Here is a 22,872-nt window from a genome sequence, read left to right as displayed (position 1 = left end):
AAAGCCATGTCAGGAATCGACCCAAGTGCAACGGTTCACCCGATGGCGGTGGTGGAAGACGGGGCGCAGATCGGTGCAGGCTGCACCATTGGTCCGTTTGCGATCATCGGCCCAGAGGTAACGCTGGCCGAGAATGTGACCGTCAAACCCCACGCGCTGGTCACCGGCTGGACCGAGATTGGCGCGGGCTGCACCATATTTTCCTTCGCATCGGTGGGGGAAATCCCGCAAGACCTGAAATATGCAGGTGAGCGCACGCGGCTGGTGATTGGCCGCAACTGCCGTATTCGCGAGAATGCGACGCTGCATAGCGGCACAGAGCATGGCGGCGGGATAACGCGTATGGGCGATAATTGTCTGGTGATGGCGGGTGCGCATGTCGGCCATGATGCGCAAATCGGCAATAACGTGATTCTGGCCAATTATGCAGGCATCGCGGGCCATGTGGTGATCGAGGACAACGTGATCGTCGGCGCGCTGTCGGGCATCCACCAATTCGTCCGCATTGGCGAGGGTGCGATCATCGGCGGCGTCAGTCGCGTGACGCATGATGTTATGCCCTTCGGCATGGTCGCCAGCAGCGACGGCACGCTGAACGGGTTGAACTTGATCGGGCTGAAACGTCGCGGCATGGCGCGCGAGGATATCGCGGCGCTGCGCGAGGCGTATCGCACGCTGGCCGATACCGATGCGCCCTTGGTGGAAGCCGCCCGCGATCTGGGCGAAGAGGCGCAAAGCGACGCCGTGCGCAAGCTGGCTGCGTTTTTCACAACGGCCTCTGGCCGCAGTTTTTTGCGTCCGCAATGACCCGGACGGCGCTTATCGCGGGGCGGGGCGATTTGCCCGAACTCGTCGCGGCGCGTCTGGCGCTGGAGGGCTTGCCGCCGGTGCTGGCCGAGCTTGAAGGGTTTGAGAGCCTGTCACTGGCCCGCGAGGGGGTGGAACGGTTTCGGCTTGAACGCCTTGTGCCGTTTCTGGACCGGCTGGTCGATTTGGGGGTCACCCGCGCGGTATTTGCAGGCGGCGTGCATCGCCCGCGGCTGGACCCAGCACTTCTGGACCCGGCCACGATGCAGCTTTTGCCCCGCATCATGGCCGCGATGGGCCAAGGCGATGACGGGGCTTTGCGCGAGGTGATCGCGCTGATGGGCGAATGGGGCATAGACGTTGTCGGCGTGCAGGACATCTGCCCGGAACTGCTGCCCGCGCCCGGCCAGCTTGGCGCGCATGCGCCCAAGGCGCAGGACCGCAAGGATATCGCGCGCGGCTTTGAGATATTGCACGCCATGGGCGCGGCGGACGTGGGGCAAGGCTGCTGCGTGGCGCGCGGTCAGTGTCTGGCCATAGAAGCGCTGCCCGGGACCGATGTGATGCTGTCGCATCTGGCCAGCTTGCGCGGTAGTGCGCTGCCCGAGGGCGGCGTGTTTTGCAAGGCGCCCAAACCCGAACAAGACCGCCGCATTGACCTGCCTGCCTTGGGTGTCGCTACGGTAGATGGCGCGCACAAAGCCGGGCTGCGCGGGATTGCCGTTCGGGCGGGGGGCGTGCTGATGCTTGACGCGCCCGCCATGATCGCACGCGCCGATGAACTGGGGCTGTTCCTGCTGGCAGAGCCATGAATATCTTTCTGATCGCGGGTGAGCCATCGGGCGATGCGCTTGGCGCGGCGCTGATGGCGGGCTTTGCTGAATTGGTCCCCGGATGCAGATTCGCCGGTGTCGGCGGCGAGGGGATGGCGGAAGCGGGCCTGACATCGCTGTTCCCCATGTCTGACCTGTCGGTGATGGGGCTGGCCGAGGTGCTGCCACGCATTTCTCTGTTGCGCCGCCGCATCACGCAGACCGCCCAAGCCATTGCCGAGCAGCGCCCTGATCTGGTCGTGACCATCGACAGCCCCGATTTTTGCCTGCGTGTGCTCAAACGCGCCCGCGCCGCGCGGCCTGATCTGCCGGTGGTGCATTATGTTGCGCCCTCTGTCTGGGCGTGGCGGCCCAAACGGGCCGCGCGCATGGCGCCCTTGGTCGATCATGTGCTGGCGCTGTTGCCGTTCGAGCCGCCCTATATGCAGGCCGCGGGCATGTCCTGCGATTTCGTGGGCCACCCTGTTGTGGCGGCACCCCGCGCGACACAGGCAGAGGCGCAGGCGATCCGACAGGCGCAAACCGTGGTTCTGGCGCTGCCCGGGTCGCGGGGCGGAGAAATCGCGCGTTTGGCCCCGCGTTTCGGGCAGGCCTTGGGCCAAGCCCTGCCACCGGGTGCGCAGGTTCTGGTGCCTACGGTTGCCGCGCAGGCCGAGCATATGCGCGCGCAGGTGGCCCGCTGGCCCGTCCCGGCACAGGTGCTGACAGAGTCCGCCCAGAAACGCGCGGCGTTCCGCGCGGCGGATGTGGCGCTGGCGGCGTCGGGCACGGTCAGTCTGGAACTGGCGGCGAATGATACGCCTATGGTGATCGGCTATGACATGGCTTGGCTGACCCAGCGCATTGCCGAACGTCTGATCAAGCTGGACACGGTGACACTGGTCAACCTTGTCTCAGAAACCCGCGCCGTGCCCGAATATCTGGGCCGCGCCTGCACCGCCGACAATCTTGCGCAGGGCTTGCGCAACCTGTTGGCCGACCCCGCGCGCCAAGCGGACCAACGCGCGGCCATGCGCCTGACAATGGACCGGCTGGGGCAGGGGGGGGACGCGCCGGGGTATCGCGCCGCGGCGTCTTGCCTTGCCTTCATGTCTCGGAAAGCGGGTGGTGGTCCATCACCAGTGCCTTAAGGCGTTCTTCCAGAACATGGGTGTAAATCTCTGTCGTGCCAATGTCGGCATGGCCCAGCAACGTCTGGATCGCGCGCAGATCCGCGCCGCCTTCCAGCAGATGGGTGGCGAAAGCGTGGCGCAGCACATGCGGGCTGACGCGCGCGGGGTCCAGCCCTGCCGTGACCGCCATCTCTTTCAACGCCAGAAAGAACCCCACACGGCTAAGATGCCCGGCCTTCCCGCGCGAGGGAAACAGCGCTTTCGGCTCTGCCTTGCGGGCGGCGCGCAGGGCGCTGGCCTGCTGGTCCCATTCGGCAAGCCATGCGGTCAACGCCGCGCGCGCAGGCTGTGACAAGGGGACCATGCGGTCCTTGCCGCCCTTGCCGGTGACAAGGATCATGCGCGGATCGCCCCGCACGGCGTTCACGGGCAGGCTGACCAGTTCACTTACGCGCAGGCCCGTGGCGTAAAGCAGTTCCATAAGGCAGGTGTTGCGCAACCGGTCGGCCTCTGTGCGCCCGGTGCGCCGCGCGGCGTGCAACAGCGCCTCAACCTCTGATGGTGACAGTGTTTGCGGCAGTTTTGTGGGTTTGCCCGGCCCGGCAATGCGCGCCGCCGGGTCGCTGTCGCGCCAGCCTTCGGCATAGGCGAAGCGGAACATCTGCCGAATAGATGCCAGACGCCGTGCGCGCGTGGCCTGCGCCAATCCTTGGGCGTCAAGCGCGATCAGGTAGGCTTCAATCTGCGCTTGCGTCAGCGTGCCGAAATCCAGCCCGTTGCGGGCGCACCACCCGGCAAAATCACGCAGGTCGCGCCCATAGGCCAGCTGCGTGTTGCGTGCGGCCCCGGCTTCGGCAGCGGCGGCTTGCAAAAAGGTCGATATCCAGCGGGCGGAATCCGGCATGGCGCTACCCGCGCCGGTCCAGCAACAGCAATTCCAGCGCGATCTGGCGCGCGTCGCGCGTCAAGCCCAAGGCCACAAGCGCGCTAAGCCCGCGCTCTGCCGCACGCATGTCGCCCTGCGTGGCCGTGGCGATCTGCCCCAGCGCGTCCAGCAGCAAGCGCCCGCGCTGATTGCCCTCCAGCCACAGGCTTTGCGGTGGCGGAAGCGGGGCCGCGGTAAACCCCGCCGTGATGGCCTGACCAAGACCGGGCAGGTCCGTTTCGGGCAAGTTTTCGCCCATTGCCAGTGCCATGGCCAATTGGCCCGTGCTGGTATCGGGGGCGATCTGTGCCGCGCGGTCCAGTCGCGTTTCGGCCAAAAGCAGGATCTTCCATTGCAGCGTGGCAGCGGAGCCAGTCAAGTCATGCGGGGCAAGGGGTTCGGCAAAGATCCGGGCGAAGGCGCGGTCTAGGTCGACCTGTTCGAACAGCGGCCATGCCCGCAGCAGCGCCGTGCCGATGGCGCCGCTCTCGGCGGTGCCCAGCGCGTCATCCAGCGCCTGCACAGCGCGGACCCTGTCCCACACCCCGCCAGAGGCGGCGGCGCGGCGCTGCGTGTAGATGCCCGCCAAGCGGCCCGGTTGCATGACGCCGGTGCGGGTCAGGCGTTCGGCGGCATCAATCTGTGCGCGCCAGCCGCTGGTGCCGCGCAGATCGGCATGGGCAAAGGCCACGGGTAGGCTGCCCGTGCCGACCGGTTCCCCCAGCGCTTCCAGAATGCGCCAGCTCATTGGGGTCAGATCGGCTGGCGGGTCAAGGCTTGGGGTTGCGTCTTCTTCTTCCAGAAAGCGCGCCAGCAAATCTGCATCCGGGGGCGCGATCCCGCCAAGCGCGCGCGCGGCACCAAGGGCGGCATAGGCCGATTGCCATTCGCCCTGCCGCGCAAGGCAGAAAATGCGCGCGGCCTCACCGCCTTCGGCAAAAAGCTGGCCTTGCAGCCGCGCGCAGGCGCGATCTTCTTCGCCCAGCAACAGCGCGATATCGAAGGCGCGCGCGTTCAGGGCAGCGGTTTTGTTCGGTGCGGCCTCTAGCAACTGGGTGGCCTGTTCCAGCGCGCCGATCTCGATCAGCTTGTCCAGCCGCGCGGCCAAAAGCTGGCCGGCCATGTCCTTGGTTGTCAGCCGCGGCGGGGCGAATTCCGCGACCAGCAGGCGCAACAGCAGCCTTTGCGCGGCGGGCACCATATCCGGGGTTTGGGCCGCGATCGCATCTGTCAGCGTGCGCAGCGGGCTTTGGCCCCAGATATCTTGCGGCAGCCCGATCCGGGCCGCAGCGAACAGGCCGGTGCTGTCCAGTGTCGCCTGTGTCAGCGGGCGCGCCGTGATCGGGCCGTCTTCGGCAGGTGGGACAGGGCTAAAGCCGTCCAGCCCGCCAAGCGGCGGCACCGATTGCGGACCGGGCGCGCGTGGCGGGGCCGTTGGGCCGATAGGTTGTGTCAGCGCCTGTTCCAGCCAGTCGATGGCCGAAAGCGGGGCACCCGGCTGGGCCTGTGCTGCTCCCGGCAGCACCATGGCCAGCACCAGTGCCCCGATGCGCACACTCATTGCGGTTCGAGCTGCAACGGTGTGGACACAGGCGCGCGCTGTGGCGACATGTCCCCGACATAGGCAAAGGCGACCACCGCAATCACGGCCAGCAGCACAAGAATAAAGATCAGTCGCAGCAGATATTTCATAAGCCTGTTCGTGCCTTCCGGTTGCCCCCTCATTACGGTGGCAAGCACCATGGGGGGTTTTCCTTTCGTCTTGGTGGCAATATCACGACAATGTAAGCGCAGGCCATGAAAACTTGGGCTGTTGCAGATCACAAGGGCGCATTCGGCATGAAACTGCACAAGACCGTTGTTCTGGTCGGCATGATGGGCGCGGGCAAAACCGCCATCGGCAAGCATGTCGCACAGATGCTGGGCGTGCCGTTCCGCGATTCGGACGAGGAAATTGTCGCCGCTGCGCAGATGAGCATCCCAGAGATTTTCGCCCGCGACGGCGAAGCGTTTTTCCGCAACCGCGAGGCAGAGGTGATCGCGCGCCTGTTGCAGGCCGATCCCGGTATTTTGTCGGTGGGCGGCGGTGCATTTCTGCGCGCAGATACGCGCGCGCGCATCCATGACGAGGGCGTGTCGGTCTGGCTGCGCGCTGATCTGGACCTGTTGTGGTCGCGCGTGCGGTCCAAACCCACGCGCCCGCTGTTGCAGACCGATGACCCGCGCGGCACTTTGGCGCGCCTGCTGCAAGAGCGCACGCCCTGCTACGCGCAGGCGGATCTGATTGCAGATGCCGACCCGACCTATTCCATCGCCGATATGGCGCAGGCGGTGTTGCAGGCCTTGGCCACCCGCCCCGATGTTCTGGAAGGATAAAGGCCATGACTGTTCAAACCGTCCATGTTCCTTTGGGGGATCGCGCGTATGACGTGGTCATTGGGCGCGGCCTGATAGCCAATGCGCCGCATTACCTTGGTCCGCTTCTAAAGCGTGACCGCGTGGCCATCCTGACGGAAACGCGCGTGGCAGCGCTGCATCTGGACCGGGTTCAGCGCGCCTTGGGCGATATAGCCAGCCCGGCACTGGCGTTGGATCCGGGCGAGGGGACGAAGAACTGGGCGGGGCTGTCGCAATCCGTTGAATGGCTGCTGGATGAAAAGGTCGAACGCCGTGATTTGATCATGGCGCTTGGCGGCGGCGTGATTGGCGATCTGGCGGGCTTTGCCGCGGCTGTGCTGCGCCGCGGTGTGCGCTTTGTGCAAGTGCCCACCTCGCTTCTGGCGCAGGTGGACAGTTCCGTGGGCGGCAAGACGGGCATCAATACGCGGCACGGCAAGAACCTTGTGGGCGCGTTTCACCAGCCTAGCCTTGTGCTGGCCGATATCGACCTGCTGGATACGCTGCCTGCGCGCGATTTTCTGGCGGGTTACGGAGAGGTGGTGAAATACGGCCTGCTGGGGGATGCCGCGTTTTTCGACTGGCTGGAAGCGAATGGCCCTGCCCTGGCCGCAGGCGATCACGCGCTGCGGCAATATGCCGTGCACCGCTCGGTGCAGATGAAGGCTGAAATCGTTGTGCGCGATGAAACCGAACAGGGCGACCGCGCGCTGCTGAACCTTGGCCACACCTTCTGCCACGCATTAGAGGCCGCGACCGGCTATTGCGACCGCTTGCTGCATGGCGAGGGCGTGGCGATTGGCTGCGCCTTGGCCTTCGAGTTGTCGGCCCGCATGGGTCTTTGCCCGCAAGAAACCCCCAGCCGCCTGCGCGCGCATCTGCGCGCCATGGGTATGGCGACCGATCTGGCCGATATTCCGGGCGATTTGCCCGATGCCGACGCGCTGATCGCCCTGATGGGGCAGGACAAAAAGGTGCAGGACGGGCGTTTACGCTTCATTCTTGCGCGCGATATCGGTCGCGCCTTTGTCTGCGACGATGTGCCGGGCGATCTGTTGCGCGCGGTGTTGCAGGACGGCTTGGCGCGGCGCTGACACTGGCCAAACCGGGCGGGGGCCTTAGCTTTGGGTAAACCCGAAGAAAGGCCGCACCATGCTAATGACCCGCCGCGCACTGCTGATAGGTCCTCTTGCCCTTGGCGCGTGTTCCCGCTTGCCCGCCAGCCCCGACGGGCCATTGCAACCGATCACGCTGGAACAGGCATTCGCGGGCCGCGCGGTGGGGGCGGGTGTGTTCCGGGTGGACCTGACCGGGTCCGAGCGCCGTTTTCGCGCGCGGCTGAACGGGCGGTTGCGGGGCGACAGGCTGACCGTGGTAGAGGATTTCATCTATGACGATGGCGAGGAAAACCGTCTGACATGGGTGTTCGACCGAGCCGGGCCGGGGCGTTGGACCGGGCGGCGCGAAGACACTGTGGGCGTGGCCGAGGTGGTCGAAACCGGCACCGAGATCCGCCTGTCCTACACTGCGGATTTCAACGCGGATGGCGAAATCACCCGGTTGGGCTTTGAAGATGTGATCTATTTTGGCCCCGAGGGCCGGGTCATCAACGACGCCGTTGTGACCCGCTTTGGCCTGCCGGTCGCGCGTGTGCGGTTCGAGATGGTGCAGCGCTAATCCTTTTGGCCTGTGCCAGGCTCTTGTGATACGGACATGTTAACCATATCTTTGTGGGTATAGGGGCAAAGGCACCGTCCAAGGAGCAGGTTTGAAACATTCGACACCCAAACGTCGCGACTCATTCGAGATGTTGGAAGAGGCGCTTCAATCCGGCTGGAGCAGTCTTGAAACAATCCCCTTGAAAGGCGAGGGAGAGTTCCTTGTCCTAACTGTTTCTGGCTTGGTTCGGCTGGCCCGCAATGGCAAAACCTATCGCAAGCCGCGCCGCGCCGATGCCTACGGCCCCGAACGCACCACGGTCAATTCCGTCAAAACCGGCAATTACCTTGGGGCGATGGCGTGGCGCTGGCCGATTGGGGCAGACCGCGCCTAGCGCAAAATCGCATAGCGATTTGCTTCCTCGAACACGTCGATCACGCGTGTCCCGGCCTTTATGCGGGCGCTATGCATCACACCTGCGGGTATTTCATAGCTGTCGCCGGGGCGGCGGATGGCTGTTTTGTCCCCGATGGTCAGTTCTATCTCGCCCGCAATGACCGTGCCCCATTGCGCGCCATGGGCATGCGCGGGCAGGTCCATGTCTTGCAGAAAGGTGAAAAACACCACCAGCCCTTCGGGAGAGCCGACAGCGCGGGCCTGCACCACATCTGCCGGGAAGGGAATATCCAGCCCCGGCAGCGCGTCGATGAATTGAGGAAAGGTCACCGCTCAGACCCGCTCTACCGTTACCTTGCCGGCGTCAAAGGCCAGATAGTCTTTTAACTGTTCTGCCCCGTCATGTGGCGCGGTAATGCTATAGGCGGCATTCTCGATCAGGCCTTCGGGGCTGGAGACATGGAAAAACTCGCCCGTCCCGCGGTCGTCACATTCCAGTTTGCGCGGCGAGGGGTCCAGAACTGCCCCAGCGATATCTTCGCGCGGAAAGTAGATGACGAAGGGCCAGTCACGCTGAACCAGTTCCAGTGCGCGGGTGCTTTCCCCGATGACAGAGCCACCAGCGCGCACAACCCAGGTGCCTTGGGCGGGGTAGATCTTCAGGATACTCATCGGCATGTCATATTCCCTTCGGTCAGAAGCGCAGGTCGCGCAAGGTCAGTTCCAGTCGTTCAGCCCACCAGCGGGGCGCAGGCCCGTTCAAGCCATGCGCGGGTTTCAGATGTGACGAGCGGCGACACGGACATGCAAACGCGCGCGTGATAGGCATTCAGCCAGTCGCGCGCGCCCGCACTCAATTCCGCTGACACTATAAGCCTGCGGTCGATGGGGGCAAGCGTCAAGGTCTCGAATCCCAGCCAGTCGCGCGGGTCTGCCCCACCGGGCATTTTCGCGCAGCGCACCGCAACAAGGTTTTCCAGACGGATGCCGAACGCCCCTTCGCGGTAATAGCCCGGCTCGTTCGACAGGATCATGCCTTCGGCCAAGGGCACTTGGCTGATGCGCGACAGCCGCTGCGGCCCTTCATGCACCGACAGGTAAGCGCCTACGCCATGGCCGGTGCCATGGTCGTAATCCAGCCCGGCCAGCCACAGCGGATAGCGCGCCAGCGCATCCAGATGCCCGCCGGCCACGCCGCGCGGAAAATGTGCGCGCGACAGCGCGATCATTCCGTCCAGCACGCGGGTAAAACACTGCGCTTCAAGCGTGCCCACGGGGCCGATGGCGATGGTGCGGGTAATGTCGGTGGTGCCGTCCAGATATTGCCCGCCACTGTCGACCAACATCAAGTCACCGGGCATCAGGCGGCGGTTGCTGTCTTCTGTCACGCGGTAATGCACGATGGCCCCGTTCGGCCCAGACCCGGCGATCGTGTCGAAACTGATATCGCGCAAGGCCCCGGTGGCCACGCGGCACGCTTCCAGATGGCGCACAATGTCAATTTCGGTCACGACATGGTCTGGGTTTTCCAGCAGCTTTTGCGATTGCTTGTCCAGCCAGCACAGGAATTCGGCCATCGCCGCCCCGTCGCGCAGGTGGGCGGCGCGTGCGCCGTCCAGTTCGGCGGCGGTTTTGCGCGCCTTGGGCCCAAGGCACGGGTCTTGCATGGGGTCAATCGGCACACCGGCCCCTGTCAGGATATCGCAGACCGCCAAGGGCGCGGTGGCACGGTCCACGCGCACCGGGCCGGTCAGGCTGCGCAGCGCAGGCTCGAACGCCGCGCGGGGGCGCAGGCTGATGCCGTCATCCAACGGGATACCGTCGAATTTGGCGGCCTCCGTGAACACATCCACCCGCCCGTCATCATGCAATACCGCCAAGGCCTGCACCACCGGCACGCGCGGCAAGTCTGACCCGCGCAGGTTCAGCAGCCAGCAGATGCTGTCAGGCTGGGTCAGAACCGTCGCCTTTTGCCCGTTCTGGACCAGCGCTTGCGCCGCCTCGCGCCGTTTTGTGGCACTGGACCGCCCTGCAAGGCGTTCGGGATAGGCGATCACCGCGCCCATGGGCGGGGCAGGGCGGTCAGACCAAAGGGGGTCGATCATATTGGCGGCAGGTTGCAGCGTGATCCGGCTGCCTGCCAGCCCGCGTTCCAGCGTCTCGATCTCGTCCGGCGTGTGCAGCCACGGGTCAAAGGCGATGACCGCGCCATTCGGGCAGGCGTCGCGCAGCCAGTCGGCGGGGCGGGTGTCGGGCCATGGCACGATCTGGAACACTTCGGCGCATTGCGCGCGCGCTTGCACGCGGTAACGCCCATCGACAAACAGACCGGCGCGGTCTGGCAGGACAATGCAGAACCCCGCAGAGCCGGTAAAACCGGTCAACCAAGCCAACCGCGCGTCGCAATCGGCAACATACTCGCCTTGGTGCAGATCGGCGCGCGGCACGATCACCCCGCCCAACGCCTTGGCGGCCAAGGCATCGCGCAGCGCGGCCAGTCGGGGCGGCCCATCTTGAGGGCGCGAGGGAGACGTAAAATCCTGAAACATCGGGGCCGGTCCTGCGCAGCAATCTTGCGTCCGATAGGTAGACAGGCCGCGCGCCCCGGTCAATGCCGCGCTTGCAAAAGAAACCCTCTGCGCCCATGGGGGCGCAGAGGGCATGGCTCAATCGCGGTCAGAGTGCTTAGTTGCGCTCTTTGTCCACCATTTTGGATGCGCCGATCCACGGCATCATCGCGCGCAGCTTGGCGCCGACCTGTTCGATCTGGTGCTCGTCATTGATGCGGCGGGTGGCCTTGAAGAAGGGCTGGCCCACGGCGTTTTCCTGCATGAAATCGCGCACGAATTTGCCCTGCTGAATGTCGGTCAGAACCGCCTTCATGCGGGCCTTGGTTTCGTCATAAGGCAGAATGCGCGGACCGCTGACATATTCGCCATATTCCGCAGTGTTGCTGATGGAATAGTTCATATTCGCGATGCCGCCTTCATAGATCAGGTCGACGATCAGCTTCACTTCATGCAAGCATTCGAAATAGGCCATTTCCGGCTCGTAGCCGGCTTCGACCAGCGTCTCAAAGCCCATGCGGATCAGCTCGACCAAGCCACCGCACAGCACGGCCTGCTCGCCGAACAGGTCGGTTTCGCATTCCTGACGGAAGTTCGTCTCGATAATCCCGGACCGCCCGCCACCGATTGCCGAACAATAGGACAGGCCGATTTCCATAGCGCGGCCCGTGGCATCCTGATGCACCGCGACCAAGCAAGGCACGCCGCCGCCTTTGGTATATTCACCGCGCACGGTGTGGCCGGGGCCTTTGGGCGCCATCATGATAACGTCCACGCCGGGCTTGGGTTCGATCAGGCCGAAATGCACGTTCAGACCATGGGCAAAAGCAATCGCCGCACCGTCGCGCAGGTTGTCATGGACGTATTTGCGATAGGTCTCTGCCTGCAATTCGTCGGGCATGGTGAACATGATCAGATCACACCACGCGGCGGCTTCGGCAATGCCCATCACCTGCAAGCCCTCGGCTTCGCATTTCTTGGCGCTGCTCGACCCTTCGCGCAGGGCGACGACCACGTTTTTCGCGCCCGAATCGCGCAGGTTCAGCGCATGGGCATGGCCTTGGCTGCCATAGCCCAGAATGGCCACCTTCTTGTCTTTAATCAGGTTCACATCGCAATCGCGATCATAGTAGACGCGCATGGCCGTCCCTCCATTGGTGTTGCATTCGCGCACAGAATAGGGGCTTTGGTCGAAAATACGTTTCAAACTTCTGATCTTTTCGTGTATCTACGCATAAATCATTCGTAAAATGCCAAAATTCTGAAAAATCATGCAAATTGATGATACGGATCGCCGCCTGTTGCGCCAGCTTTTGGCCAATCCAATGGCCCCGACCGCCGACCTTGCCGCGCGGGCCGGCGTGACCGAAGCCACCTGTTGGCGCCGCCTTGACCGCTTGCGCGCGCGCGGCATCTTGCGCGGCCAACAGGCGGTCATCGACTGGCGCGCGCTTGGCTTTCAGGTCGAAGTCTCGCTTCGCGTTACGCTTGATAAGACCAACCCGCGCGCCTTCGACGAATTCATTGCCCAAGCCCGGCTTGTTCCTGAAGTGCTTGAAATCCAGACATTCCTTGGCCGCGTGGACCTGCGTTTGAACATCATCGCCCGCGACATGGGCCATTATCAGGAGATTTACCGCGACCGTATCCTGACCCTGCCGCATATCACCGATCTGGAAGCGCTGATGCATCTGTCCGACATCAAATCCGACGAAAGCCTGCCGATATGATCTTCATCCTTGCCCAAATATCCCGGGGTGAATGGGCCGCGCCAGCGGGCCAGAGGGGCAGCGCCCCTTCTGCACGGGTCCCAACATGATCGCGCTCGATGATCTTGACCGCCAGTTGCTACGCCTGCTGGCGCAAGATGCCACGCTGTCGGCGGGGGCGCTGGGCCGCAGCTTGGGTCTTAGCCAGCCCGCCGCGTGGCGCCGCCTGAAACGCTTGCGCGATGCAGGTGCGATTGCCCGGCACAGGCTGGATCTGGACCTGCCCGCGCTGGGCTTTGGCGTGACCGTCTTTCTTGGCATCACGCTGGCCGCCAAGGGGCGCGTCAGTCTTGCAGATTTCGAACGTGCCGTTTCGGCCATCCCCGAAGTGCAGACGGTGCAGCATGTGCTGGGCCTGTATGATTACCGCCTGCGCGTTGTCGCCCGCGACCTGTCAGATTTCGAACGCGTGCTGCGCCGTCGTATCATGACGCTGCCGGGCGTGGGGGCGGTCGATGCCAATGTCCTTCTAAGCGAAGAACGCCTGCCCGGACCCTTATAGCCGATTGACCAAAGCGCCCCCTTGGGGCATGACGCAGCCATGCTGATTTACAAGATATTCCACCGTCCCGAATGGGATGAGATGAAAGCCAAAGGGGAAACCCTCGGCGCGCCGGTCGATCTTGCCGATGGTTTTATCCATTTCTCGACCGCGGCGCAGCTGATGGAAACCGCCGCTAAGCATTTCGCGGGGCAGAGTGATCTTGTCCTGGTCGCCGCCGACCCTGACCATCTTGGGGCTGCCCTAAAATGGGAGGTGTCGCGCGGGGGTGCACTTTTCCCACATCTTTACAGATCGTTCACCATGGAAGATGTGGTGTGGGATACCTCGCTGCCCTTGGGCGCAAGCGGCCATATCTTTCCAGAGGGGCTGGTATGAGCGCGCTGGAACGTCTGGGCATGGCGGCGCTGCGTGCTTTCGACCCCGAAACGGCGCATGGGTTTGCCATTCAGGCGCTGCGCAGCGGGCTTGCGCCGCTGCCGCGCCCGGTCGTTTCGCCCCGGCTGGCGGTGCGCGTTGCGGGGCTGGATCTGCCCAACCCCATTGGCCTTGCCGCAGGCTTTGACAAAAACGCGCAAGCCTTGGGCGGTCTTTCCCGCGCGGGTTTCGGTTTTGTCGAAGTGGGCGCGGCCACGCCCCGCCCGCAGCCCGGCAATCCGCGCCCGCGCTTGTTCCGGTTGCCCGAGGATGGCGCGGTCATAAACCGCTTCGGCTTCAACAATGACGGGGCGGAAGCGATTTCCGCGCGCCTTGCAAAGCGGCCCAATGGCATGGTGCTGGGCCTAAATCTGGGTGCCAATAAGGACAGCGCCGACCGCGCGGGCGATTTTGCGCAAGTTCTGCGCATCTGCGGTGCCCATGTCGATTTCGCAACTGTCAATGTGTCCTCCCCCAACACCGAGAAGCTGCGCGACCTGCAAGGGGCAGCGGCGCTGTCGGCGCTGTTGCAGGGTGTGATGGACGCGCGCGCGGAACTCGCGCGGGCGGTCCCCGTATTCCTGAAAATTGCGCCCGATCTTAATCCGGACGAGCTGGCCGAAATCGCGGCTGTGGCACAAGAGACCGGTATCGATGCGATCATCGCCACCAATACCACGCTGGAACGCAAAGGTTTGAAAAGTGCCAGTTCAGGCGAAAAAGGCGGCCTGTCCGGCCAGCCATTGTTCGAAATGTCCACACGGGTTCTGGCGCAGCTTTCGCAACTGACCGGCGGAAGGATGCCCCTTATCGGCGTTGGCGGTGTCGGTAGCGCCGAGCAAGCCTATGCCAAGCTGCGTGCAGGTGCGTCTGCGGTTCAGCTTTATTCCGCGCTTGTCTATGAAGGCTTGTCGCTGGTGCCGCGTCTGAACCGGGGCCTGTTAGACCTGATGGACCGTGATGGGCACAGCCATATCGCGGAAATCACCGGCACCGGCCGCGCAGACTGGCTCTAGCCCCCTTACACCCCGCCCGCCACACGCCGTTCCAGCGCCGGGTAGAGTGCGCCAAGGAACACCGCGCGCAGAATGTTCAGAAGCATCAGCGCCGACCAGAGTGCGACATTGCCAAAACCCGGCACGAAGGCCCAGATTACCAGTGCATAGATCGCGACCGCCAAAATAACCGTGTTGCGCATCTCGCGCGTGCCGGTTGCGCCAATGAAGATGCCATCCAGCATATAGGCCGCGCAACTTGTCAGCGCCATCGCGGCGACAAAGGGCAGATAGGCTATGGCGGCTGCCTGCACGTCCAGATCGCGCGCCATCATCGCGATCACGCTTGGCCCGCCCAGAAGGAATACAAGCGCCATAATACCCGCCAGCGCAAAGGCCCAGATCCCGGCGCGCAACCCCGCGCGGCGCATATCCGCCACGGCCCGCGCGCCCACGGCCTGACCCACCAATGCCTCGGCGGCAAAGGCGAAGCCGTCCAACGCGTGGGCGATGATAATCACGAATTGCCACAATATCTGGTTGGCGGCCAAGTCCACATCGCCAAACCCCGCAGAGATGAACAGAAATCCTGTCATGGCGCCTTGCAGCGCGACCGAGCGCAGCATGATGTCGGAATTGACCGACCACATCCGTTTCAGCCGTGCGCGGTCGAATACGCGTGGCCAGTCGCGCCATTGATTGCCCGAAAACGCGGCGCGGCACAGCCAAAGGCCAAGCGCCAAGGCCGTCAGTTCCGCAATCAATGTGGCGGTGGCCACGCCCGGCACGCCCCAACCCAAGCCCAGCACGAACCACAGCGACAGCACCACGTTCAGCCCGCTCATCCACAGTTGCAAGGCCAGCACGCTGCGGGTGCGTTCGGTTGCGATCAGCCAGCCGTTCAGCGCGTAAAGCGCGATGGTTGCGGGCGCGCCCCAGATGCGGATGGCAAGGTAATCGCGGGCCAATGCTTCGACCGTGGCGCTGGCGGGCGCGATCAGGAAGGCCGCGTCCATCAGCCCGACCTGTCCCAGCACCATGACCGTGCCCGCGCCAAGGCCCAGCAGCACCCCACGCGTCAGGATTGCGCCGCTTTCCGCCAGATCGCCCGCGCCGGTGGCTTGCGCCACAAGCCCCGTCGTGCCCATGCGCAGAAATCCAAAGACCCAGTAGATGCTGGTCAGGATAATCGCGCCTAGGCCCACGGCGCCGATGGGTGCGGCCTCTCCCATCTGGCCGATAATGCCTGTATCGACCGCGCCCAGAAGCGGCACGGCGATATTGGCCAGAAGGATGGGTGCTGCAATGCGCAGGATGCGCCGGTCAGTGATCGCGGGCATCTTGGCCTGTCTGGGGCATCAGGAAATGCCCCGTTGCCTGCGCAAACAGCCGCGCGCGGTTGTCTTGCCACGCTTCGACATGCACGCTGGCGTAGCGGCGGCCAGAGCGGTTGACACGGGCGCGCGCATAGCCGTCGCGCGGCAGGCCAGAGCGCAAGAAATCCACAGTGAAATCAATGGTTTTTGGCAGGCGTGGCAGGTTTTGGGTCATGTCCTCTGGGGTGATGCGGCCCGCTTCCAGATCGGGCCAGATTGTGGCCCAGCTCAGTTCGATAATCGCCGCCACTTCCAGGAAGGACGCGATCACCCCGCCATGGATGGCGGGTAACAACGGATTGCCGATCAGCTTGTCGTCATAGGGCAGAATGGCGGTCAATTCGTCGCCATGGCGTTCGAAATAGATGCCAAGGAACTGCGCATAAGGCACCGCGCTGACAAGGCTGGCCAAGGCCCGGTCGCGGCGCTGCTTGACGGCCTGCACGGGTTCGGGCGCGGTCATGGTGTGGCCCCTTTCGCCGCAAAAGTGAAAGCCCCCGTTGCGCTGGCCAAGGGCGTGTCGCCGCCGTCATGCGCGGTGGCGCGCACGAAGGCCACGTTGCGGGTGACATGGTAGCATTCGGCCTTCGCCACCAGCCGCGCGCCCGGTGTGGCCGCGCGCATATAGTCGATACGCAGGTCGATCGTGGCCGTGGTCGTGGCACCGGGCACGGACAGCACCGCAGCCCCGCCGCAGGTGTCCATCAACGCAGAAACCGCGCCGCCATGAATGACCCCTGTTGCCGGGTCCCCGACGAAGCGCGCATCCCACGGCATAGAGATTTCGGCGCGCCCTGCGCCCAGATCATCTAGCCGCATGGCAAGCGCCTTGGCAAAGGGCAGCGCGTTAATGAAGTTTTGGGCATTCATAGGCAAGCTCCGCGACATATGCCCATATCTGCACGCGCAGGACGGGCAAAGGCAAGGGGCAGAGGTTGACGCCACGTTGCCCTTTACGTTAACGTCAACTTATGGTTTCGTAACATCAGACCCGGTTGCGGACCGAAATTCCTAGCATGAGTGGGATTCGTGACATGCCAGAAGAGTTCAAGACCATCCGCCAGATGTGCGCCGATTTCGACGTCACGCCGCGCACGCTGCGCTTCTACGAAGCCAAGGAATTGCTGTTCCCGCAGCGCGACGGTCAGCACCGCCTGTTCACCCGCCGCGATCAGGCCCGGCTAAAGCTGATCCTGCGTGGCAAGCGCTTTGGGTTCAGCCTAGAGCAAATTCGCCAGTTGCTGGAAATGTATGACCGCGACGACAGCGAATTGAAGCAACTGCGCAAGACCTACGACATCGCGCAGGAACGCTTGGCCGATATGGAACGCCAGCGCGCCGAGTTGACCGATGCGATTTCCGAGTTGAAGCAAGACCTTGCCTGGGCGGATGACGTGCTGTCCCAGGCTGACCGACCGCGCGCGGCCGAATAAGCGCGCGTTTCAAGGGAGAGAGAGATGCCAAGCTACACCGCCCCCGTCAAAGACATGCAATTCGTGCTGCACGATGTGCTGAATATCGGCGCAAGCGATATTCCGGGCTATGACGATCTGGACCGCGACACCACCGGCGCCATTCTGGAGGAAGCGGCAAAGCTGGCCGAAGGCGCGCTGGCCCCGGTAAACGCCACGGGCGACCGCGAAGGCTGCCGGTTGGAAAACGGCGTGGTGCGCACCCCCACCGGCTTTGCCGAAGCCTTTGCGCAAATCAAGGATGGTGGCTGGAACGGGTTGGATCTGCCCGAAGAATATGGCGGCCAGAACCTGCCCTATGTGATGAATTCCGCCACGGGCGAATTTTTCGTATCGGCCAATATGGCGCTGAACATGTATCAGGGCCTGACCCATGGCGCGATTTCCGCCATTCTGGCGCATGGCTCTGACGCGCAAAAAGCGCAATACCTGCCCAAGCTGGTCTCGCTCGACTGGACGGGCACGATGAATCTGACCGAACCGCATTGCGGCACCGATCTGGGCCTGATCCGCACCAAGGCAGAGCCGCAGGAGGATGGCAGCTATGCCATTACCGGGCAAAAGATTTTCATCTCGGCAGGCGAACACGACATGGCCGAGAACATCATCCATCTGGTGCTGGCCAAGGCACCGGGCGGGGGCGCGGGGACCAAGGGCATCTCGCTGTTCATCGTGCCGAAATTCCTTGTCAACGAGGATGGCAGCTTGGGCGCGCGCAATGGCGTCAGCGTCGGCAATATTGAAGAGAAGATGGGCATCCACGGCAATGCGACCTGCGTCATGAATTATGACGGTGCCACGGGCTACTTGGTGGGCGAGCTGCACAAGGGCATGCGCGCGATGTTCACCATGATGAACGAAGCGCGCCTTGGGGTGGGGCTGCAAGGCTACGCCCAAGCGGTCGTCGCCTACGAAAACGCGCTTGCCTATGCCAAGGACCGGCTGCAAGGGCGCGACGTAACCGGGGCGAAAAACCCCGATGGCCCGGCCGACCCGCTGCTGGTGCACCCGGATATCCGCCGCATCCTGATGGACCAGAAAAGTTTTGTCGAAGGTGCGCGCGCCTTTACCATGTGGGGGGCCAGCCTGATCGACCGCGCGCATCGCGCGACAGATGCCGATGCCGATGGCCTGATCTCGCTGCTCACCCCGGTCGTTAAGGGCTTTTTGACCGACAAGGGCTTTGACATGTGCGTGCAGGCGCAGCAGGTCTATGGCGGGCATGGTTATATCGAAGAATGGGGCATGTCCCAATTCGCCCGCGACGCGCGGATCGCCATGATCTACGAAGGGGCGAATGGCGTGCAGGCGCTGGACCTTGTGGGCCGCAAGCTGGCGCAGGACGGCGGCAAGCATGTCATGGCCTTCTTCGCGCTGGTCAAGGACGAGGTCGCGGGCAGCGATGACCCCCGCCTGACCGACCTGCGCGACGCGTTGAAAGCGGCGTCCAAGGACATGCAGGCGGCGGGTATGTTCTTTATGGAAAATGGCATGAAGAACCCCAATGACGCGCTGGCCGGGTCCACCGATTTCATGCACCTGTTTGGTCATGTCTGCCTTGGGCTGATGTGGCTGCGCATGGCCCGCGCGGCCTATGCCGCGCTTGATGCCGGCACCGGCGATCCTGCGTTTTATGAGACGAAACTGGCGACCGCGCGCTATTACATGGCCCGTCAACTGCCCGCGACAGCGCTGCATCTGGCGCGCATCCGGTCGGGCGCGGAAACCGTCATGGCCTTGGCAGAGACTGATTTCTGAAAGGAGCACGCATGCCCAAACGCTTTCGCCTGACCCGCCGCTTCAACGCCGCCATGACAGAGGACGGCTATCGCCGCCTGCGCCGCTTCGCGCAGGACGCCGGGCTGGACGAGGGCGAGGCGCTGTCCTTCCTGTTCGAGAATTTCGACTCTGTCATGGATGCCGACAATCTGGGCCACAGGTTGCGGTTGTTCAATTCCGAATTGGAGGCACGCAAGAAGTGATGCGTGTGCCCGGGGCAGAACGGACGGACGGCTTTGGCGGAGGGGTGTTTTGGGGCCGATCAAGCGGTCTGCGCCCCGCTCTTTGGCCCGTGGTGTCACGGGATGCGACGCGCGGTCGCAGGCGCTGCCGCCGCTGAACTTGGGCCTGATGCGGGCAACTGCGTGTTGTCACGGATGGGCCGTATCTTGCGATTGTTAAGTGCGACACGACATTTGCCAGAATTGGCACGAGGAGGGAAACCATGACCGACGCTTACATCTATGACGCCGTGCGCACGCCGCGCGGCAAGGGCCGCGCCGATGGCAGCCTGCACGAGGTGACGGCAATGCGCCTGTCCGCTGGTGTTCTGGATGCCCTGAAAGCGCGCAACGATCTGGACACCCGCGCGATTGAAGATGTCATCTGGGGCAATGTCACGCAGGTGGGCGAGCAGGGCGGCTGTCTGGCGCGCACCGTGGTCATGGCATCCGAATTCGACGAACAGGTTCCGGGCCTGTCGATAAACCGCTTCTGCGCCAGCGGCATGGAAGCGGTCAACCTTGCGGCCAACCAAGTGCGGGCGGGGGCTGGTGCGGCGTATGTCGCCGGCGGGGTCGAGATGATGAGCCGCGTGCCCATGGGGTCGGACGGGGCGGCTGTCGCGGTGGACCCAAGTGTCGCGATGGAGAAGTATTTCGTGCCGCAAGGGATATCCGCCGATATCATCGCCACGGAATATGGCTTCACCCGCGAGATGGCCGATGCGCTCGCGGTCGAAAGCCAGCGCCGCGCAGCATTGGCGTGGGAAGAGGGCCGGTTTGATCGGTCCATCGTGCCGGTGCGCGACATGAACGGCCTGACCATTCTGGCGCGTGACGAATACCCGCGCCCCGGCACCGATATGCAAAGCTTGGGCGCATTGAAACCTGCCTTCAAAGAGATTGGCGAGATGATGCCCGGCTTCGACAAGGTGGCGATCATGAAATACCCCCACCTTGAGAAAATCGAACATATTCACCATGCGGGCAATTCGTCGGGCATTGTCGATGGCGCGGCGGGCGTGCTGATTGGCAGCAAGGCATTTGGCGAAAAATATGGTTTGAAACCAAGGGCCAAAATCCGCGCGACTGCAAAAATCGGCACCGATCCCACGATTATGTTGACCGGCCCCGTGCCCGTAACTGAAAAGATCCTGCGCGACAGCGGCATGCAGATTTCCGACATTGACCTGTTCGAGGTGAATGAGGCCTTCGCCGCCGTGGTGCTGCGCTTCATGCAGGCTTTCGACGTGCCTGACAGCAAGGTGAACGTGAATGGCGGGGCGATTGCCATGGGCCACCCGCTTGGTGCGACAGGCGCCATGATTATCGGCACGCTGCTGGATGAGATGGAGCGCACCGGCCAAGGCGTGGGCCTTGCCACCTTGTGCGTGGCATCCGGCATGGGTGCCGCCACCATCATCGAGCGCGTGTAAGGGAGGTGACAATGCAGGAATTCATTTACGATCTGGACGTAGACGGCGTGGCCACCATCACTTGGGACGTGCCCGGAAAATCCATGAATGTGCTGTCGCTGGAGGGTTTTGCGCAACTGGAAGCGCATATCGAAACCGCGCTGGCAGATGAGGCTGTGAAGGGCGTGATTATAACGTCCGGCAAGCCCGATTTCGCCGCCGGGATGGACCTGAACATTCTGGCCACCGGCAAGGGTGTGGTTGACGCCGACCCAGCCAAACAGGTGTTCGATGCGATCATGGGCATGCACGCGATCCTGCGCAAGATCGAACGCGCGGGCATGGACCCGAAAACGCTGAAAGGGGCAAAGCCCATTGCCGCGGCGCTGCCCGGCACGGCGCTGGGCATCGGGTTGGAACTGCCCTTGGCCTGCCACCGCATTTTCGCGGCGGACAATCCGCGCGCCAAGATCGGCTTGCCAGAGATCAAGGTCGGTATCTTCCCCGGTGCAGGCGGCACGACGCGGCTGGCGCGCAAGCTGGGCGCGATGGGCGCGGCCCCCTTCCTGTTGGAAGGCAAGCTGATGGACCCAAAACGCGCCAAATCTGCGGGCCTGATTGACGAGGTGGTCGCCCCGGAAGACCTACTTGCCCGCGCGAAAGACTGGGTTTTGGCCGCGAAAGATGCCGATCTGGTCAAACCATGGGACGCCAAGGGCTATAAAATACCCGGCGGCGCGCCCTACCATCCGGCGGGGTTCATGACCTTCGTGGGGGCATCCGCCATGATCAATGGCAAGACGCAAGGGGTCTACCCGGCGGCCAAGGCGCTGCTGTCGGCGGTCTATGAAGGGGCTTTGGTGCCGTTCGATGCCGCGCTGAAGATCGAGGCGCGCTGGTTTACCTCTGTTCTGATGAACCCGTCCTCGAGTGCGATGATCCGGTCTTTGTTCATCAACAAGGAAGCGCTGGAAAAAGGCGCGAACCGCCCCGATGCGCCCGATGCCAAGGTCCGCAAGCTGGGCGTTTTGGGCGCGGGCATGATGGGCGCGGGCATTGCCTATGTGGCCGCCAATGCGGGCATAGAGGTGGTGCTGATCGACGCCGCCCAAGACGCGGCCGAGCGCGGGCACGCCCATGCCGAGGATATCCTGAACAAGGGCATGAAGCGCGGCAAGGTCACCGAAGAGGGCAAGGCGCAGGTTTTGGCCCGCATCACGCCGACGACAGATTATGCCGCGCTTGATGGCTGCGATCTGGTGATAGAGGCCGTTTTCGAAGACCCAAAGGTCAAGGCAGAGGTCACGCAAAAGGCCGACGCGGTGCTGGGCGCGGATGCGATTTTCGCCACCAACACGTCGACGCTGCCGATTGCCGATCTGGCAAAGGCCAGCGCGCGCAAGGCCAATTTCATCGGCATCCATTTCTTCAGCCCGGTCGATAAAATGGCGCTGGTCGAGATTATCAAAGGCCGCGAGACGGGCGATCTGGCCGTGGCCAAGGCGCTGGATTTCGTGCGCCAAATTCGCAAAACGCCGATTGTCGTCAATGACGCGCGCTTCTTTTATGCCAACCGCTGCATCATCCCATACCTGAATGAGGGGATGCGCATGGTCCGTGAGGGCGTCGCCCCCGCGCTGGTGGAAAACGCTGCCAAGCTGATGGGCATGCCGCTGGGGCCGTTGCAACTGGTGGATGAAACCTCGTTGGATCTGGGGGCAAAAATTGCCAAGGCCACCCGCGCCGCGCTGGGCGACGCCTATGCCGATGGCGATGTTGACGAGGTCATCTTCTGGATGGTCGAACAGGGCCGGTTGGGGCGCAAATCAAGCGCCGGCTTTTACGCCTATGACGACAAAGGCAAACGTCTGGGCCTGTGGGAAGGGTTGGCCGCAAAATACCCGCAAGCCGCGGAGCAGCCCGACCTGACCACGGTGCAACACCGCCTGATGTTTGCACAGGCGCTGGAAGCCGTGCGCGCGCTGGAAGAGGGCGTTCTGACCGATATCCGCGAAGGCGATGTCGGCGCGATCATGGGCTGGGGGTTTGCGCCTTGGTCGGGCGGGCCGTTTTCATGGCTGGACATGCTGGGCGCGCCCTATGCGGTCGCAGTTTGCGACCAGTTGGAAGCTGCGCATGGGCCAAGGTTCAGGGCACCGCAGATGCTGCGCGACATGGCCGCGGTGGGGCATCGCTTCTACCATGCCAAGGCAAAGGCGGCATAAGATAT

General features: G+C 63.5%; 26 protein-coding genes. 16 read left to right on the top strand and 10 right to left on the bottom strand.

The genetic code is table 11. The features are described 5' to 3' along the window. Positions 1 to 6: 6 nt before the first annotated feature. Genes lpxA through lpxB form a run of 3 tightly spaced genes read left to right on the top strand, consistent with a single transcriptional unit; the run spans position 7 to position 2,770 of the window. A complete protein-coding gene (gene lpxA / locus AWT76_RS11550) occupies positions 7 to 807 on the top strand; it encodes an acyl-ACP--UDP-N-acetylglucosamine O-acyltransferase (RefSeq protein WP_072246482.1) in 801 nt (266 codons plus the stop codon). Then, positions 804 to 1,619, top strand: a complete 816-nt coding sequence (locus AWT76_RS11545) for an LpxI family protein (protein WP_072246481.1) — start codon at positions 804 to 806, stop codon at positions 1,617 to 1,619. Before lpxA ends, AWT76_RS11545 begins: the two co-directional genes overlap by 4 nt. Continuing rightward, positions 1,616 to 2,770: a lipid-A-disaccharide synthase gene (gene lpxB / locus AWT76_RS11540; protein WP_072246480.1), complete on the top strand. Its 1,155-nt coding sequence runs from the start codon at positions 1,616 to 1,618 to the stop codon at positions 2,768 to 2,770. Before AWT76_RS11545 ends, lpxB begins: the two co-directional genes overlap by 4 nt. Here lpxB and AWT76_RS11535 read toward each other — a convergent pair. From AWT76_RS11535 to AWT76_RS11525, 3 genes are read right to left on the bottom strand one after another with little or no spacing between them, the layout of a single operon-like run. Continuing rightward, entirely contained in the window at positions 2,727 to 3,656 is a 930-nt protein-coding gene (locus tag AWT76_RS11535; RefSeq protein ID WP_072246479.1) for a tyrosine recombinase, read from the bottom strand. The genes lpxB and AWT76_RS11535 overlap by 44 nt on opposite strands. Before the next feature lie 4 nt (positions 3,657 to 3,660). Then, the gene (locus AWT76_RS11530; protein WP_072246478.1) at positions 3,661 to 5,238 is read right to left on the bottom strand and encodes a hypothetical protein; all 1,578 of its coding nucleotides are present in this window, start codon (positions 5,236 to 5,238) and stop codon (positions 3,661 to 3,663) included. After that, positions 5,235 to 5,420, bottom strand: a complete 186-nt coding sequence (locus AWT76_RS11525) for a hypothetical protein (RefSeq protein ID WP_072246477.1) — start codon at positions 5,418 to 5,420, stop codon at positions 5,235 to 5,237. The genes AWT76_RS11530 and AWT76_RS11525 overlap by 4 nt, the downstream gene beginning before the upstream one ends. Positions 5,421 to 5,474: 54 nt before the next feature. Between AWT76_RS11525 and AWT76_RS11520 the strand changes: the two genes are divergently transcribed. From AWT76_RS11520 to AWT76_RS11505, 4 genes are all read left to right on the top strand, one after another. Beyond that, the gene (locus tag AWT76_RS11520) at positions 5,475 to 6,053 is read left to right on the top strand and encodes a shikimate kinase (RefSeq protein ID WP_245638811.1); all 579 of its coding nucleotides are present in this window, start codon (positions 5,475 to 5,477) and stop codon (positions 6,051 to 6,053) included. A gap of 5 nt (positions 6,054 to 6,058) precedes the next feature. Beyond that, positions 6,059 to 7,168: a 3-dehydroquinate synthase gene (aroB, locus tag AWT76_RS11515; RefSeq protein ID WP_072246476.1), complete on the top strand. Its 1,110-nt coding sequence runs from the start codon at positions 6,059 to 6,061 to the stop codon at positions 7,166 to 7,168. Between the two features lie 58 nt (positions 7,169 to 7,226). Continuing rightward, positions 7,227 to 7,751, top strand: coding sequence for a DUF3833 family protein (locus AWT76_RS11510; RefSeq protein ID WP_082700181.1), 525 nt, complete (start codon positions 7,227 to 7,229; stop codon positions 7,749 to 7,751). A 91-nt stretch (positions 7,752 to 7,842) separates the two neighbouring features. Then, positions 7,843 to 8,127, top strand: coding sequence for a hypothetical protein (locus tag AWT76_RS11505; protein WP_141655948.1), 285 nt, complete (start codon positions 7,843 to 7,845; stop codon positions 8,125 to 8,127). Here AWT76_RS11505 and AWT76_RS11500 read toward each other — a convergent pair. The 4 genes from AWT76_RS11500 to ilvC all read right to left on the bottom strand — a co-directional run bounded on the left by AWT76_RS11500 (position 8,124) and on the right by ilvC (position 11,837). Beyond that, entirely contained in the window at positions 8,124 to 8,459 is a 336-nt protein-coding gene (locus tag AWT76_RS11500; protein ID WP_072246474.1) for a cupin domain-containing protein, read from the bottom strand. The genes AWT76_RS11505 and AWT76_RS11500 overlap by 4 nt on opposite strands. A gap of 3 nt (positions 8,460 to 8,462) precedes the next feature. Continuing rightward, positions 8,463 to 8,807, bottom strand: a complete 345-nt coding sequence (locus AWT76_RS11495) for a DUF427 domain-containing protein (protein WP_342667167.1) — start codon at positions 8,805 to 8,807, stop codon at positions 8,463 to 8,465. A gap of 53 nt (positions 8,808 to 8,860) precedes the next feature. Then, on the bottom strand, positions 8,861 to 10,678 hold the full coding sequence (locus AWT76_RS11490; protein ID WP_072246472.1) for an aminopeptidase P family protein: 1,818 nt from the start codon (positions 10,676 to 10,678) through the stop codon (positions 8,861 to 8,863). A 136-nt stretch (positions 10,679 to 10,814) separates the two neighbouring features. After that, on the bottom strand, positions 10,815 to 11,837 hold the full coding sequence (gene ilvC, locus AWT76_RS11485; protein ID WP_072247662.1) for a ketol-acid reductoisomerase: 1,023 nt from the start codon (positions 11,835 to 11,837) through the stop codon (positions 10,815 to 10,817). A gap of 130 nt (positions 11,838 to 11,967) precedes the next feature. Between ilvC and AWT76_RS11480 the strand changes: the two genes are divergently transcribed. The 4 genes from AWT76_RS11480 to AWT76_RS11465 all read left to right on the top strand — a co-directional run bounded on the left by AWT76_RS11480 (position 11,968) and on the right by AWT76_RS11465 (position 14,400). Further along, the gene (locus AWT76_RS11480; RefSeq protein ID WP_072246471.1) at positions 11,968 to 12,426 is read left to right on the top strand and encodes an Lrp/AsnC family transcriptional regulator; all 459 of its coding nucleotides are present in this window, start codon (positions 11,968 to 11,970) and stop codon (positions 12,424 to 12,426) included. 85 nt (positions 12,427 to 12,511) lie between these two features. Further along, positions 12,512 to 12,967: an Lrp/AsnC family transcriptional regulator gene (locus AWT76_RS11475; RefSeq protein ID WP_072247661.1), complete on the top strand. Its 456-nt coding sequence runs from the start codon at positions 12,512 to 12,514 to the stop codon at positions 12,965 to 12,967. A gap of 39 nt (positions 12,968 to 13,006) precedes the next feature. After that, on the top strand, positions 13,007 to 13,345 hold the full coding sequence (locus tag AWT76_RS11470) for a DUF952 domain-containing protein (RefSeq protein ID WP_072246470.1): 339 nt from the start codon (positions 13,007 to 13,009) through the stop codon (positions 13,343 to 13,345). Next, positions 13,342 to 14,400 carry a quinone-dependent dihydroorotate dehydrogenase gene (locus AWT76_RS11465; RefSeq protein WP_072246469.1) on the top strand — a complete coding sequence of 353 codons (1,059 nt, stop codon included), beginning with the start codon at positions 13,342 to 13,344 and terminating at the stop codon, positions 14,398 to 14,400. Before AWT76_RS11470 ends, AWT76_RS11465 begins: the two co-directional genes overlap by 4 nt. A 5-nt stretch (positions 14,401 to 14,405) precedes the next feature. Here the strand turns inward: AWT76_RS11465 and AWT76_RS11460 are convergent, their stop codons facing one another. Genes AWT76_RS11460 through AWT76_RS11450 form a run of 3 tightly spaced genes read right to left on the bottom strand, consistent with a single transcriptional unit; the run spans position 14,406 to position 16,625 of the window. Beyond that, positions 14,406 to 15,719, bottom strand: a complete 1,314-nt coding sequence (locus AWT76_RS11460) for an MATE family efflux transporter (RefSeq protein ID WP_072246468.1) — start codon at positions 15,717 to 15,719, stop codon at positions 14,406 to 14,408. Continuing rightward, positions 15,703 to 16,218, bottom strand: a complete 516-nt coding sequence (locus AWT76_RS11455; RefSeq protein WP_072246467.1) for a PaaI family thioesterase — start codon at positions 16,216 to 16,218, stop codon at positions 15,703 to 15,705. Before AWT76_RS11455 ends, AWT76_RS11460 begins: the two co-directional genes overlap by 17 nt. Next, the gene (locus tag AWT76_RS11450) at positions 16,215 to 16,625 is read right to left on the bottom strand and encodes a PaaI family thioesterase (RefSeq protein ID WP_072246466.1); all 411 of its coding nucleotides are present in this window, start codon (positions 16,623 to 16,625) and stop codon (positions 16,215 to 16,217) included. Before AWT76_RS11450 ends, AWT76_RS11455 begins: the two co-directional genes overlap by 4 nt. Before the next feature lie 164 nt (positions 16,626 to 16,789). Between AWT76_RS11450 and AWT76_RS11445 the strand changes: the two genes are divergently transcribed. From AWT76_RS11445 to AWT76_RS11425, 5 genes are all read left to right on the top strand, one after another. Continuing rightward, positions 16,790 to 17,188, top strand: coding sequence for a MerR family transcriptional regulator (locus AWT76_RS11445; protein ID WP_072246465.1), 399 nt, complete (start codon positions 16,790 to 16,792; stop codon positions 17,186 to 17,188). Positions 17,189 to 17,212: 24 nt separating this feature from the next. Beyond that, entirely contained in the window at positions 17,213 to 18,985 is a 1,773-nt protein-coding gene (locus tag AWT76_RS11440; protein ID WP_072246464.1) for an acyl-CoA dehydrogenase C-terminal domain-containing protein, read from the top strand. 11 nt (positions 18,986 to 18,996) lie between these two features. Next, entirely contained in the window at positions 18,997 to 19,209 is a 213-nt protein-coding gene (locus AWT76_RS11435; RefSeq protein ID WP_072246463.1) for a hypothetical protein, read from the top strand. A gap of 242 nt (positions 19,210 to 19,451) precedes the next feature. Next, entirely contained in the window at positions 19,452 to 20,663 is a 1,212-nt protein-coding gene (locus tag AWT76_RS11430; RefSeq protein ID WP_072246462.1) for an acetyl-CoA C-acetyltransferase, read from the top strand. A gap of 11 nt (positions 20,664 to 20,674) precedes the next feature. Further along, positions 20,675 to 22,867: a 3-hydroxyacyl-CoA dehydrogenase NAD-binding domain-containing protein gene (locus AWT76_RS11425; protein WP_072246461.1), complete on the top strand. Its 2,193-nt coding sequence runs from the start codon at positions 20,675 to 20,677 to the stop codon at positions 22,865 to 22,867. Positions 22,868 to 22,872: the final 5 nt, after the last annotated feature.

The organism is Roseibaca calidilacus, from assembly GCF_001517585.1.
In the GTDB taxonomy this organism is placed as follows: domain Bacteria; phylum Pseudomonadota; class Alphaproteobacteria; order Rhodobacterales; family Rhodobacteraceae; genus Roseinatronobacter; species Roseinatronobacter calidilacus.
Note: the sequence above shows the minus strand (reverse complement) of the source record. Positions and strands in the feature narration are given on the sequence as shown.